Raw genomic sequence first — 14625 nt, forward strand, 5'->3', positions numbered from 1 at the left:
ATTATTTTCTACATTCATTCTGAACTTCAGATCTATTCTGACTACCCAATTTAAACAATATGAAAACGAAAAAGCTAATTATTCTATTTCTTCTGGCTCCGCTTTTGAGTTTTGCTCAGGAATCAGGAATCAAATTCGAACACGGTCTCTCCTGGAATCAAATCAAGGAAAAAGCTAAAAAAGAAAACAAACACATCTTCGTTGATTGTTTTACGACCTGGTGCGGCCCTTGTAAATACATGGCAAATACCATTTTTCCACAACCTAAAGTCGGAGATTTTTTTAATTCCAACTTTATCAATGCCAAGATACAGATGGATCAGACAAAAGATGACAGCGAGGATATAAAAGCATGGTATGCAGAAGCCAGCCGATTTGAAAAAGATTACAACGTCAGAGCATATCCAACCTTCCTTATTTTCGATCCCAATGGAACATTAGTACACCGTATAGTAGGTGGCGGAGAGGCTGATCAGTTCATAGCAAAAGCAAAAGAAGGTCTCGATCCTTCAACTCAGTATCATACACTGCTCAGTAAATTTGAAGCAAAACCGGATGATGTGCAGATTGCACGGAAATTAGCAGTAGCAGCAGAAAATGCTTATGATCAGGAAACATTAAAGAGAGCCCAGATTGCGATTATTAACTCTATGTCTGAAGAGGAATTGTTCCAGAAAGAAAATGCAGACATTCTACTTAAAAGTGCAACCACTCCTGATTCCAAATCTTATCAGTTAATAAAAAACAATATAGCAAAGATAGATGCCGTATTGGGACAAGGAAGTGCAAACAGTACCATGGCAGTGGTATTGATGCGGGAATTGGTATTACCACTTGTAAAGAAGGATGAAAACATCAACCTGGATGATGTACAGCAACAACTTGCCAAAAGCCATCCTGAAGTAGATATGACGGGTATGTTTGTTCGTTTCAAACCACAATTCTACTTTAGCAAAAAAGACTGGCCGGCTTTCAAAGATGCTGTAAATGCGTATATCAATACTTCTAAAGTTGATGCTAATCAGCTCAATTCTTTTGCATGGACAATCTTTGAGAATTGTGAAGATAAAGCCTGTATTGAATCAGCCCTTGCCTGGAGTAAAAAGTCACTGGAAGAAGGAGATGAGAATGCAGCTTATCTGGATACTTATGCTAATCTTCTCTACAAAAAGGGAAATAAAGATGAGGCTATTACCACTCAGGAGAAAGCAGTGGCTGCAGCTGATGAAGACAGTAAAGCCGAATTACAGGTCAATCTGGACAAAATGCGGAACGGACAACCTACCTGGTAAAAAATCCATATAAATACAACAAGGGCCGCCTTTCGGGCAGCCCTTGATATTTTATCTCATATTAGAATCTGCTACTTCAAAGTAGTAATTCCCATATTCCACAGTGTAAAGGCAAACTTATCTGCAGTCTCATTGATCACCACATCTGTAGAGCGCCCTGCACCATGGCCTGCTTTTGTCTCAATACGGATTAAGACCGGATTAGCACACTTCTGTTTTGATTGCAACTCTGCCGCAAACTTATAGGAATGTGCAGGTACAACACGATCATCATGATCACCTGTAGTCACTAATGTAGCAGGATAGCATACTCCCTCTTTCACATTGTGTACAGGAGAATACCCTTTCAGATATTCAAACATTTCTTTACTGTCATTAGCGGTTCCATAATCGTATCCCCATCCTGCACCCGCAGTAAAGGTATGGTAACGCAACATATCCAGTACACCTACAGCCGGTAATGCGACTTTGGCAACATGCGGGTTGATCGTCATTGTCGCTCCCACTAACAGCCCTCCGTTAGAACCTCCCGATAGTGCGGTATATTCCGGGGAAGTATATTTATTTTGTTGCAGATATTCAGCTGCAGCGATAAAATCATTGAACACATTCAATTTATTAAACTGACGACCGCCATCATGCCATTTTTTACCATATTCACCTCCGCCACGTAAATTCGGTACAGCATATACTCCGCCATTTGCCAGCCATGTTGCAGTAGCAACACTGAATCCCGGAGTCAGACTGATATTAAATCCTCCGTATCCATATACAATAGTCGGATTTTTACCGTCCAGCTTCAATCCTTTCTTATGAGTAATGATCATCGGCACTTTCGTTCCATCTTTGGAGGTATAGAATACCTGCTTCGATTCATATTCATCCGGATTAAATTTGACATTAGGCTTAATATAAAGCTCCGATTTACCGGACTCTACATTAAATTTGAAACTGGATGACGGTGTGATATAATTTGAAAAGCTGAAATAAATATCTTTTTCTTTTTTCTTTCCGCCAAATCCGGAAGCTGTACCTACTCCAGGCAGTTCGATCGCACGGACTTTTTTCCCTTCATACGTATACTGCTCCACAACAGAGATCGCGTCTTTCAGATAATTGGCAAAAATATAGCCTCCACCTGTTGAAATACTCAATACATTTTCTGTTTCCGGAATAACCGTTTTCCAGTTAGCTGCTGTTGGATTTTTACTATCCACTTTGACTAATTTGTTATTAGGTGCATCCAGATTGGTTTTCAGAAAAAATACATCCCCGATATTGTCTATAATAGAAGTATTGGAATTAAAATCACCTACAACAGTCTTGATCGTTGATTTCGGATCAGACAGATCTTTAAAATAAAGCTCATTTCCAGTTGTGGTATTTGCCGCTGTAATAATTAAAAAGCGTTCGTCATCTGTCAGATAGGCCCCTACATAGCGTCTCGGTGTTTCACTTCCGCCAAAGATCAATTTATCAGAAGACTGTGCAGTACCCAGTTTATGATAATATAATTTATGCTGATCTGTCTTTTCAGACAATTCCGAACCTTTTGGTTTGTCATAGCTGGAATAGTAAAATCCGTCATTTCCTTTCCAGGCAACTCCGGAAAATTTGACATCGATAAGCGTCTCCCCTACCGTTGACTTGTCATTTGTATTCAGAACGATTACTTTTCTCCAGTCAGAACCGCCTTCAGAGATAGAATAGGCCATCAGACTACCGTCTTTTGAAAAACTCACATCAGATAAAGATGTGGATCCGTCTTTTGAAAATGTATTAGGATCAAGGAAAACTTCTTCTTTACCTTTATCCCCTTTTTTACGATATAAAACAGAATGCTGCTGCAATCCGTCATTTTTATAGAAATAAGTATATGCCCCCTCTACAAATGGAGTGCTTACTTTCTCATAATTCCATATATCAGTCAATTGTTTTTTCAGTTCATCCCGGTAAGGAATGGCATTCAAATAATCAAAAGTTGTCTTATTCTGGCTCAATACCCATTCTTTTGTTTCGGCAGAACGGTCATCTTCTAACCAACGGTAAGGATCTGCAACCTTAACACCAAAAAAATCATCGCTTACATTACCCTTTTGAGTAGAAGGGTAAGCTTTTACCTGAGGTCCGGTTTGCCCCGAGACACGCTGTTGCTGTAATGCGGTCATACTTAACACCATTAAGATCAATCCTAATTTCTTGTTCATCATAAATTTGCTTATACATTAATGCTATTATCACAAATCTACTAATTTATGTGCGAACTCAATACCCACAGGAGGCCGATTTTGATTTCACTTTCTATCCGGAGTCCAGCTGATCATGTTATCCATGTGGCCCTTACTTTTTGAAAGTAAAGCCAGGATTGCAATTTAGTCCGTGTCCGAATTTGAATATTAGACTGATTTAGGTAGTTTTGAAAAAATGTCTGACAGAAAAAATATCTATTTCGCATCCGATTTTCATTTAGGTTCCTATCCTGAAGAAAAGTCAATTGCCCGTGAACATGAGATAGTAAATTGGTTAAATCATATCAAATCCGATGCAAAAGAACTCTATCTTATGGGGGACGTATTTGACTTCTGGTTTGAATACCGGTCCGTAGTTCCTAAAGGATACATCCGCTTTCTGGGAAAATTAGCTGAATTAGCCGACCAAGGAGTAAAAATCACCTTCTTCAAAGGTAACCACGATATGTGGATGTTTGGATATCTGAGGGATCAGCTTGGAGCGAATATTATAGATAATGAGCTTGAAATTATCAGAGATGGCAAATCCTTCTATTTACATCATGGAGATGGACTGGGGGATGGAGATAAAAAATATAAAATTCTAAAAAAAATATTCCGTAGCAAAGCTTGTCAGTGGTTGTTTGCCAGACTACACCCCAATCTGGGTATCGGAATAGCACAACGCTGGTCCAGATCCAGCAGAGCGGCTAATGATATAGATGAGATCTTTCTTGGCGAAGATAAGGAGTGGCTGATCCAATATGCCAGACAACTGGAAAACACTCAGCACTTTGATTTCTATATTTTCGGCCATCGTCACCTTTCTTACTATCTTCCGCTTTCTTCACAAAGTCAGATTATTAATCTTGGGGAATGGTTCAAGGGGAAATCATATGCGGTCTGGAATGGAACCACATTAGAATTGCTCCAGTGGAACAATGAGCTTAAACCAGAATAAGCCCGTTTCAACAATTAAAAAATCATAAAAAGACTCCGATTTAAATTTGTTATTCACACCTTTGCCTACAATATTTAGAAACAGATTATGAATTGGATTATTCTTATTATTGGAGGATTATTTGAAGTAGGTTTTACTACCTGTTTGGGAAAAGCAAAAGAAACATCGGGGACGCAGATGTATCTGTGGTATCTGGGATTCATAATATCTTTGTTCCTTAGTATGGGCTTGCTCATGAAGGCTACACAAACATTACCACTGGGAACAGCTTATGCTGTATGGACAGGAATAGGAGCCGTCGGAACTGTATTAATGGGTATCTTTTTCTTCAAAGAACCTGTCGACTTTTGGAGAGTTTTCTTCATTTTCACTTTAATTGCTTCGATAATAGGATTAAAGGTAGTTTCTTCCCATTAATATAACTTATAAAAAGCGACAAAATTTCTTTATTTTTGTGCACTAAAAAAAGACACATCTTAGCCGCTGGCAGGAGTGTCGTCATATTTTGATTTTATGTTAGACAAATTACAAGCTATAAAAGAACGTTGGCAGGAAGTGGAAGCTGAATTAAGCAATCCTGATACAATCAGTGATATGAAACGTTTTGCCAAACTGAATAAAGAGTATAAAGATTTGAGTAAAATTGTTGATCAGTACCATATTTACAAAAACATGGTCAGCAACATCGATGCAAATAAAGATATTCTGGCCAATGAGAAAGATCAGGAGCTTAGGGAGATGGCCAAAGAAGAGCTGGACATACTCTATGGACAGAAAGAGGAGAAGGAAGAAGAAATTCGTCTGATGCTTATTCCAAAGGATCCGGAAGATGCTAAAAATGCGATTATTGAGATTCGTGGAGGAACAGGTGGTGACGAAGCCGCGTTATTTGCCGGAGATCTTTACCGTATGTATACCCGCTTCTTTGAAACAAAAGGCTGGAGAAATGAAGTGATGGATGTCACAGAAGGAACTTCAGGCGGTTATAAAGAGGTCATCCTTAAAGTAATCGGAGAAGATGTATACGGCCAGTTGAAGTATGAATCGGGTGTACACCGTGTACAACGCGTACCGGATACAGAGACACAAGGTCGGGTACATACATCAGCAGCATCAGTGGCAGTTTTACCGGAAGCAGAAGATGTCGACGTGGAATTGAATCCTGGGGATATAGAGATGCAAACATCCCGTTCGGGAGGTGCCGGTGGTCAGAACGTAAACAAAGTAGAAACCAAAGTACAACTAACACATAAGCCCTCAGGTATAGTAGTGGTATGTCAGGTAGAGCGTTCACAATTGGCCAACAGAGAACTGGCGATGGAGATGCTTCGTAACAAATTATATGAACTCGAAGTTCAGAAGAAACACGGCGATATCGCGGCAAAAAGAAAAACAATGGTATCTACAGGAGACCGTTCGGCAAAAGTACGCACCTATAACTACCCGCAAGGTAGAGTTACCGAACACCGTATTGGTTTAACATTGTACAACTTACCGGCTGTTATGGATGGTGATATTCAAGGAATTATCGATGCATTACAGTTTGCGGAGAATGCAGAAAAGATGAAAGAAGGAACTGTAGAGTAGTTTTTTTTCAAAAATTATTAGCAAATAAAGAAATTAACGCTATATTTGCACACCTTCTCAGGAAGGAAAAAGGTCTGGTAGTTCAGCTGGTTAGAATACATGCCTGTCACGCATGGGGTCGCGGGTTCGAGTCCCGTCCAGACCGCTAAAAACAAGAAGTAAATCGTACTTCATAAATGTTCTTTATTTAATTAAAAAATTTGAGGTCTGGTAGTTCAGCTGGTTAGAATACATGCCTGTCACGCATGGGGTCGCGGGTTCGAGTCCCGTCCAGACCGCTTCAAATGAAGTGAAAACTTCAAATTTGTTCTTTATTACAATTAAAAAATTAGGTCTGGTAGTTCAGCTGGTTAGAATACATGCCTGTCACGCATGGGGTCGCGGGTTCGAGTCCCGTCCAGACCGCTTTTAAAGCATCCACGTAATGTGGATGCTTTTTTTTGCTTTAAACAGAAGTCATTTCTCACTGTTCCGATCTTGACAGACACAACTTCTGCTGAAAGTTTATACACTTACCTTATTTCAGGGGATGACTGACGCCTGAAGATGTCATTTTTACAGGTAAGATATAGCCATCCTTATCAAATTTCAATTCATCAATACAGGTTTCTCTTTCATTTGCACCGGTTTTACCAATGGGGCGACGATGATACACAATAAAGTATTTATCAGCATCAGGAGCTTTTATAACGGAATGATGACCGGCGCCGACAGCTATCGTCAAATCCTGTTCTAAGACCGTAGAGACCCTTTCAAACGGCCCAAACGGAGAATCAGCTATAGCATAGGCGACCTTATAATCCGGCCCGGTCCATCCCCCTTCAGACCACATAAAATAATACTTATCATTATGAATAAACATAAATGGCCCTTCCACATAGTTTTCAGGAGTTACTTCTTTATACAACTGTCCGTCCGGAAATGGCTGTATACCCGTGAAGTCATCCTTCATCCGCACAACATTACAATGTTTCCAACCTCCGTAATACATATAATAGCTGCCGTCCTTATCTTTAAACATGAACTGATCAATAGGTTGTGCACCATTTATAATATCTTGTATAAGAGGTTTACCTAATAGATCTTTATAAGGTCCTTCAGGCTTGTCTGCCACCGCGACTCCAATACCCCCTACCTCTCCCTGATGCACATCATTTGCTCCAAAGAACAGATAATACTTTCCGTCCTTTTCAATTACACTCGGTGCCCACATTGCTTTTTTAGCCCACCTGACAGCAGCAGTATCCAATATCCGTTCATGCTTATCCCAATGGACCAGATCTTTGGATGAAAAAGCATCAAAAAAGATCTGTTTCTCATATGGAGCAGAATATGTCGGAAATATCCAGTATGTATTATTATATACAATACCTTCCGGATCAGCATACCAGCCTTTGATCACAGGATTTTGTTGAGCAAAGCCAAAAGTCATAAAACTCAGACAGACAAATAAGGAAATTTTCTTTTTCATAGGCAGATCATGTTAATTCTAAAAACTGAACAGCATTTAGAATTTTAGTGTTATAGGTTTGTTTTCAGATTGAAGATAATAAAAAGACTTGGTAAATCGATTTATCTGTTGAATTTAAAGATTTGAGCCGGTTGTGTATTCCGGATTTCCGAAAAGTGGCAAATGTGGCAAAAGTCACTGTTAAAAAATAAATCTTTGAGACACAACATTCCGGCAATACTAACCGTTTTAATTCAAAAAATGCCCAAATAATCCTATCCATTTTAAAAAAAATAGTGTACGTTTGGAATGAGTAACTACATGCTTTTCGTTAAAAGTTTCAAATTCATCAAAGTAGTTGGGTTACTATTAGTTATAAAAGGTATTAATAGGTGAGTAAGTTTAGCAAATCATTCACTCCGGAAAATGACCAGGAAATAATCGATGGAATTCTGATTGGTGATCATTTAGCTTTAGATGCAATCTACAAGTTATATTATCCCAGTATCAGCCATATGATTATCCAGAATAATGGTAGTGAGGAAGAAGCGAAAGATATTTTTCAGGAAGCTGTAATAGTGCTTTATGATAAAGTATCGCACGGAGATTTTGAGTTGAAAAGTAAACTTAAAACCTATCTGTATTCGATTTGCAGAAGACTATGGTTGAAGCAGCTCAATCGTAATGGTGCAGGATATGCAACAAATGACATTCGTGATTATGAAGATACCCTTCAATATGAAGATGACATCGATAAACACGAAGAGCTCGACCTCAGATTTGCACAAATGGAAGAAGCCATGAACAAACTGGGAGAGCCCTGTAAAACGATTCTTCATGATTTTTATATCCTGAATCGTTCGATGCAGGACATTTGTGAGAAATTCGGCTATACGAATACTGACAATGCCAAAACTCAAAAATACAAATGCCTGCAAAGGCTGAAAAAGTATTTTTTTCAGAGTGAGAATTAATTTGTAACTAATATAATAATAAGGACCAGTGTCATGGCAATGATGAGTCAACAAGAATTTTATGACCTCGCAGATCGATACCTTCGAAATGAGATGACCACGGAAGAGCGCGTGTCCTTTGAAGCATTTTGTGCTGAAAATCCGACTTTCAGTATCCAGCTTCAACAACACCGTATATTTATCAGCGATATGCAGTCTGTAGCGGCTCGTATGGATTTCAAAAATCAGCTGAAAAATGTATCGGCATCCTATCACCGCAGTCATAAACATAAAACACAAACAAAAGAAACGCCTGTTGTTCCGATTCAGGCACGCTTTAAACTAAATATCGCTGTAGCTGCAGCTGTTGCTATTATATCCGTATTCTCGACTTTATGGATGAGCGGATACTATACCAATCTGGAGAAAGCATCGACAGACTACAGTGCTCTGCGCAGAGATATGAATAATGTAAAGCGCAATGTCAACGAACATAATGCAGCATTACGCAATATCGACACCAAGAAAAAAGATATCAACAATAAAGTAGACAGTCACTACGGAGCCACAGGTTTTATGGTGACTAAAGACGGCTATGTTGTGACCAATTTTCATGTGATCAACGGTGCTGACTCCATCCACTTACAGAATAACAAAGGAGATTCATTCAGAGCAAGTGTTATCTATACGGATGCAGCAAAAGATCTGGCCATTCTGCATATTAATGACAGTAATTTCAGAAAGCTTAAAAGTATCCCTTATACCTTCAAATCAAGATCTTCAGATTTAGGAGAAGATATTTATACTATCGGATTCCCTCGTGATGAAGCGGTCTACGGACAGGGATATCTGAGTTCCGCAACCGGATATGCAGGCGACACCATCGCTTATCAAATATCTATTCCGGTCAATCCTGGTAACAGTGGAGGTCCGGTACTGGATAATAAAGGAAATATCATCGGTATTATCAGCGGTAAACAAACTGGTCTTGACGGTGCAGGTTTTGCAATTAAAACTAAAATCCTGTTAGATGCATTAAATGAAATCCCCGCTAATTCATTAAACGGAGACATCGTTTTAAATAAAAAGAATAGTCTATCCAACTTATCAAGAACAGATCAGATTAAACAATTGCAAGATTATATTTACATGGTAAAAGTTTTTTAAAAATACCTTTATAATACGAACAGAGCTTCATCCTTAGAAAGATGAAGCTCTTTTTTGTTATTTATGTTTCAGTTTTTTTATATTCGGTGAAGTACAATACATTTATGTTTCTTTCGTATTATATATGAATTGTGAAGAAATAACCAACACCCCCGAAATAAATGATCGGATTCTTAGAGAAGTAAGTAATACCAAATGAAAAACAACAAGAGTATGATTCGTGTCTTATTCTATACCATATACTGTATAGTTATTCATGCTTTCCTCCTTTTCGGATCCCTGACTGCACAAGCTCAATATACTGTAGAGGAGATTCCAAATCCTAAAGAGAACGGACAGAATTATTATGTAAGCAATCCAAACGGCATACTCAGCAGTGCTGCTGAATCTGAAATAAATCAAATGGCAGTTGAGATTGAAGAGAAAACAAAAGCTGAAGTAGCAGTCGTTGTTGTCAGTGATTTTGAAGGAGATGATGACTTTGCTTTCGTGCACCGTCTTTTCAATACCTGGGGTATCGGCAAAAAGGAAGCAAATAATGGCCTGCTGCTTTTTATTGGTACGGACAGACATTATTATCGTTTTGTAACCGGTTACGGAATGGAAGCACTTCTTCCTGATGCGTATCTCAAAAGAGTAGGTGAATCTTTCCTGGTTCCTCATTTTCGCAATTCAGACTATGACGCAGGAGTTATAGCTGCCATGCAGGCCATTAAGCAGTCTCTGTTAGCTCCTGATTCGGTAAAGGAGCTGGATTCTATACTCAAACGTAATAACTCATTCTGGTTCAAACATGCTGAGCTTTTAAATAAGACAGGGATCATTTTGTTAATCGTATTGATAGTATACCTCTATCTCGGATGGATTACCAAATCCCTATCCGGGCGGGTTAAAATCAAAAAGGGACTCCATCCTGTCGTCAGCGGTTGCGGGTGTTTCGGAATACTGATATTCTTCAGTGTCTTTATCTTTGCATTTGGATTCAATAATCTGGAGGAAGTTTTTAAACTAAAAAATCTTCCCATATTTTTAGCCATACTAGGCAGTCTGATTCTGGCCATGAAATACAACCAATCCAGAACACTCATCAGCGATTCGTATCAGGATGATGAAAGTAAGTCCACAGCTCTTTCTAAATTTTCAACACGAACTTTGCTGATCCCTTTGATTGCTCCGCTAGCTTTCTTTGACCTGTTTGCGGTATCGAAATTCAGAAATAAAGTAAAAGTCCGCTTTATTCCTCCGGATGAGTCAGGGCAATGGAAACGAATAAATAAAGATGAAATCAGCGCAAAGGAACTTACAAAATATCTGAACGATGGGCAGAGAAACGAACAGAAGGTCAATTCGAAAATTTTCGAATTCTGGAAAAATACATTGTCCGGAAAAATTCAGGTGAATAGTTTTGACGGAGAAGAGGCTTCTTCCTATGAGGAATGTCCGCAATGTCACTTCTTTACCTTCCATATCCCTTATATCAAAACAATAACAGCAGCCACTTATTCCAACTCAGGTACGGGTATAGAAAAACAGGATTGTAGAAATTGCAGGTATGAGATAGAGTTAGGCAAAGTCACTATACCTAAAAAAGTCAGAAGCAGTTCCTCCGGATCTTCGGGTTCATCCGGCTCTTCCGGTTCGTCCGGATCATCGGGAGGAAGTTTCGGAGGCGGATCAAGTGGAGGTGGCGGAGCCGGAGGCAGATGGTAATTTATGCAAATAAAAATGTCTTTCATTTTGTATTGAGCTAATACAAAATGAAAGACATTTACCATTATAATAATTTGCTACAAATTCGGCTGCGGAGTTGTACGCAGATAAGGTTTTATTTCCTTAAATCCTTTTGGAAATTTAGCCGGGATATCTTCTGTTTTGATAGCCGGTACAACGATCACATCCTCTCCGTGTTTCCAATCTGCAGGTGTAGCAACAGAATAATCAGCTGTAAGCTGTAAGGAATCAATCACACGTAGTATTTCATCAAAATTGCGTCCTGTAGATGCCGGATAAGTCAAGGTCAGTTTGATCTTCTTATCAGGTCCGATAATAAATACCGAACGTACTGTTGCAGTAGCTGAAGCATTGGGGTGGATCATATCATACAACTCAGAAATATGACGATCGACATCCGCTACAATCGGAAAATTGACTGTCGTATCCTGCGTTTCATTAATATCCTTTACCCAATTGTGATGGTCTTCCAGATTGTCCACACTCAAAGCAAGTGCCTTCACCCCTCTTTTATCAAACTCTGATTTAAGTTTGGCAGTCCTGCCCAGCTCAGTCGTACATACCGGTGTATAATCTGACGGGTGTGAGAAAAATACAACCCAGCTGTCTTTGATATAATCATGAAAATCAATATCTCCTATTGTTGTTTGCGCCTTGAAATTCGGGGCTTCGTCTCCTAGTCTTAAACTCATAATTTCTTAATGTTATTAAATTAAAAATTTGTTTACCCTACTAATATAGTAGATTTTATTTTATAAACAAATTTCAACTCCAAATTGTGACAATGAAGAGATAAAAAATAAAATTTTACTATGCAAGCATAATATATTTTTAATATATTTGGATATAAACCATCAAAAATGAGTGCGTTATGATATTTGAACTAAGTGAAGAACATAAAATGATACAGGCGGCTGCCCGTGACTTTGCACAACAGGATCTTAAACCGGGTGTGATCGAGCGTGATGAACTGGCCAAATTTCCCTATGAACATGTTAAGCAGATGGGACAACTTGGTTTTATGGGCATGATGGTCGATCCGAAATATGGTGGTGCAGGAATGGATACACTCGCCTATACACTTGTGTTGGAGGAGTTAGCCAGGATTGACGCTTCAGCAGCTGTCATCATGTCTGCAAACAACTCTCTCGTGTGCTACGGATTAGATGCGTTCGGAACGGAAGAACAAAAGAATAAGTATTTATATCCGCTTGCCTCCGGTGAAAAATTGGGCGCTTTTGCGTTGTCTGAGCCTGAAGCGGGATCTGATGCGACTTCACAGCATACACTTGCGGAGGACAAAGGAGATCATTATTTGCTGAACGGAACAAAAAACTGGATTACTAACGGTGGAAATGCAGATTACTACCTTGTAATCGCTCAGACACATCCCGACAAAGGTCATCGTGGTATTAATGTTCTGATTGTAGAAAAAGGAATGGAGGGCTTCACAATAGGCCCGAAAGAAAATAAACTAGGTATCCGCAGTTCAGACACACACTCTCTTATGTTTTCGGATGTCAAAGTACCTAAAGAGAACCGTATAGGTGAAGATGGATTCGGATTCAAATTTGCCATGAAAACACTTGACGGAGGTCGTATAGGTATTGCTGCACAGGCACTGGGTATTGCAGCGGGAGCCTATGAACTCGCACTGGCCTATGCTAAGGAAAGGAAGACATTTGGTAAACCGATTTCCGAACATCAGGCGATTCAATTCAAACTGGCTGATATGGAAATGGAAATAGAAGCTGCGCGACTCCTTATTCATAAAGCCGCCTGGCTCAAAGATAACGGGCAACCTTATGGTAAAGCAGCTGCTATGGCCAAATTATTCGCATCAGAAGTCGCTATGAAAACAACAATTGAAGCAATACAGATCCACGGAGGATATGGATATGTCAAGGAATACCATGTCGAACGTCTGATGCGGGATGCCAAAATCACACAGATCTATGAGGGCACTTCCGAAATTCAGCGTCTGGTCATAGCCCGTGAAATCTTAAAATAAGATCTCAAAAAAGTACAATTGTTAATAAATCAGCTAAGTCCCGATCGCTGCATGTGACCGGGACTTTTTATACTATGCTAACGGAAGGGTAATTTCCGTATTCGGAATAAAGGCGTTCTGTTCATCCGCAATGAAACTCATCGGATGTTCAGGATTCTTGATAATCTCAAACAATATAAAACCCCAGGGTTTCCAGAAGTTTTCCAGCACCTGCCCGTAAGTCTTTACCTGCCAATGATCAAAGATAGGTTTCATCGACATATCAGCCAGCGGCATAGGTTCTACATACACCTTTGCAGGCGTATGCAAGTACGTATATTCCGGCAGTCTGTTGAAAAGATATGCAGAATAAAAATATCGCGCTGCTAATTCTTCAAATTGTATAGGGTGCAATTGTTTGTCTGCCAGCAACTGTAACGCCTCTTCATGATAGATATTATTGGTGGCATTATCCTGCAAGCAGGCAATAAGCCCGAAATCATTCATACGAAGTGAAAAAATCAAAGTATTGATCTCATCCCTGTAGTTGAAGGTTTGAGGAGGGTTATGTACAGGCACAACAACCAGTGAAAAAGGCAACGTATTTTCAAACTCCATAGGTACAAGCAGGGATTGCAGCATCGCATGCAGATTTTTAAATTTCTGCACAAGCGCCTGTGAAAAATTCATATCTTCTCCGGATAACACCTGCTGGCGTATTCCTGATTGAATCTCATTAAATACAACTCCGTATACAATTTTTGCCATCCATTGAAAAAGAGTAACAGGAGGAAGACTTTTAACAGCAGTATAACCTTCGGCAAAAGCACGCTCCACCTCCGACTCCATCTTTTCGATGGTCAAAGCAGCTTCAGCACTGCATGGAAGTTTTAATGATTTATATGTCACTACATTTTCGTCCAACATCTTGAACGGCTTTTCTTCCAGATCAAAAGCCCGCATCATCCATACCGGAAAGACCTGAATCTGCTCGTCTGCTGACGTCAGAGGCTGACCTGTCAGAAAACAGGTATTATTATCAAACTTAAATGTTTTAAAAGGATTGTATAATGTTGTCGACATAAGGATACAAAAGTAGCCTATTTCCAATATAAAAAAGTTTACATACTGTCAAGAATTCCTTTACATACTGCACTTAATTATCCACAGAGAGGCTTCCATAAGTTTTGTCCGCCTTTTCAACCTATAGAAAACGTGATCTCCATTCGGTATATCTTGTATTCTGGGCTTGCGATATCCCTATTT

12 protein-coding genes and 3 tRNA genes are annotated in these 14625 nt (G+C 39.3%); 11 read left to right on the top strand and 4 right to left on the bottom strand.

Translation table 11 applies throughout. From position 1 onward, the window contains the following. The first annotated feature begins 59 nt into the window (after positions 1-59). A complete protein-coding gene (locus tag HMPREF0766_RS11390) occupies positions 60-1292 on the top strand; it encodes a thioredoxin family protein (RefSeq protein WP_002997221.1) in 1233 nt (410 codons plus the stop codon). A 71-nt stretch (positions 1293-1363) separates the two neighbouring features. Here the strand turns inward: HMPREF0766_RS11390 and HMPREF0766_RS11395 are convergent, their stop codons facing one another. Continuing rightward, positions 1364-3502 carry a prolyl oligopeptidase family serine peptidase gene (locus tag HMPREF0766_RS11395; protein ID WP_002997223.1) on the bottom strand — a complete coding sequence of 713 codons (2139 nt, stop codon included), beginning with the start codon at positions 3500-3502 and terminating at the stop codon, positions 1364-1366. A gap of 214 nt (positions 3503-3716) precedes the next feature. On the opposite strand from HMPREF0766_RS11395, the gene HMPREF0766_RS11400 reads away from it, so the two are divergent. From HMPREF0766_RS11400 to HMPREF0766_RS11425, 6 genes are all read left to right on the top strand, one after another. Further along, complete coding sequence (locus tag HMPREF0766_RS11400; RefSeq protein ID WP_002997225.1) at positions 3717-4481, top strand: UDP-2,3-diacylglucosamine diphosphatase; 765 nt, start codon at positions 3717-3719, stop codon at positions 4479-4481. A gap of 87 nt (positions 4482-4568) precedes the next feature. Continuing rightward, entirely contained in the window at positions 4569-4898 is a 330-nt protein-coding gene (locus HMPREF0766_RS11405; protein ID WP_002997227.1) for a DMT family transporter, read from the top strand. 96 nt (positions 4899-4994) lie between these two features. Then, complete coding sequence (gene prfA, locus HMPREF0766_RS11410) at positions 4995-6068, top strand: peptide chain release factor 1 (protein ID WP_037460217.1); 1074 nt, start codon at positions 4995-4997, stop codon at positions 6066-6068. A 71-nt stretch (positions 6069-6139) separates the two neighbouring features. Further along, positions 6140-6213: transfer RNA gene (locus HMPREF0766_RS11415), tRNA-Asp, on the top strand. Between the two features lie 59 nt (positions 6214-6272). Continuing rightward, positions 6273-6346, top strand: a tRNA-Asp gene (locus tag HMPREF0766_RS11420). A 53-nt stretch (positions 6347-6399) separates the two neighbouring features. Beyond that, positions 6400-6473 (top strand) — tRNA-Asp (locus HMPREF0766_RS11425). Positions 6474-6585: 112 nt separating this feature from the next. Here the strand turns inward: HMPREF0766_RS11425 and HMPREF0766_RS11430 are convergent. Continuing rightward, positions 6586-7539 carry a glycoside hydrolase family 43 protein gene (locus HMPREF0766_RS11430; protein ID WP_002997231.1) on the bottom strand — a complete coding sequence of 318 codons (954 nt, stop codon included), beginning with the start codon at positions 7537-7539 and terminating at the stop codon, positions 6586-6588. A gap of 371 nt (positions 7540-7910) precedes the next feature. Here HMPREF0766_RS11430 and HMPREF0766_RS11435 point away from each other — a divergent pair, with 371 nt between their 5' ends. The 3 genes from HMPREF0766_RS11435 (at position 7911) to HMPREF0766_RS11445 (ending at position 11348) form a co-directional block, all read left to right on the top strand. Next, positions 7911-8492 (top strand): RNA polymerase sigma factor, encoded by a 582-nt coding sequence (locus HMPREF0766_RS11435; protein ID WP_002997234.1) that lies wholly within the window; start codon positions 7911-7913, stop codon positions 8490-8492. Positions 8493-8531: 39 nt separating this feature from the next. Further along, positions 8532-9638: a S1C family serine protease gene (locus tag HMPREF0766_RS11440; RefSeq protein ID WP_037460310.1), complete on the top strand. Its 1107-nt coding sequence runs from the start codon at positions 8532-8534 to the stop codon at positions 9636-9638. A gap of 213 nt (positions 9639-9851) precedes the next feature. Beyond that, positions 9852-11348, top strand: a complete 1497-nt coding sequence (locus HMPREF0766_RS11445) for a TPM domain-containing protein (protein ID WP_236590401.1) — start codon at positions 9852-9854, stop codon at positions 11346-11348. Between the two features lie 77 nt (positions 11349-11425). Here the strand turns inward: HMPREF0766_RS11445 and HMPREF0766_RS11450 are convergent, their stop codons facing one another. Then, complete coding sequence (locus HMPREF0766_RS11450; RefSeq protein ID WP_002997239.1) at positions 11426-12061, bottom strand: peroxiredoxin; 636 nt, start codon at positions 12059-12061, stop codon at positions 11426-11428. A 179-nt stretch (positions 12062-12240) separates the two neighbouring features. Between HMPREF0766_RS11450 and HMPREF0766_RS11455 the strand changes: the two genes are divergently transcribed. Further along, complete coding sequence (locus tag HMPREF0766_RS11455) at positions 12241-13380, top strand: acyl-CoA dehydrogenase (protein ID WP_002997241.1); 1140 nt, start codon at positions 12241-12243, stop codon at positions 13378-13380. Positions 13381-13452: 72 nt separating this feature from the next. Here the strand turns inward: HMPREF0766_RS11455 and HMPREF0766_RS11460 are convergent, their stop codons facing one another. Then, positions 13453-14442 (bottom strand): hypothetical protein, encoded by a 990-nt coding sequence (locus tag HMPREF0766_RS11460; protein WP_002997243.1) that lies wholly within the window; start codon positions 14440-14442, stop codon positions 13453-13455. Positions 14443-14625: the final 183 nt, after the last annotated feature.

This window comes from Sphingobacterium spiritivorum ATCC 33861 (assembly GCF_000143765.1).
Classification (GTDB): Bacteria; Bacteroidota; Bacteroidia; order Sphingobacteriales; family Sphingobacteriaceae; genus Sphingobacterium; species Sphingobacterium spiritivorum.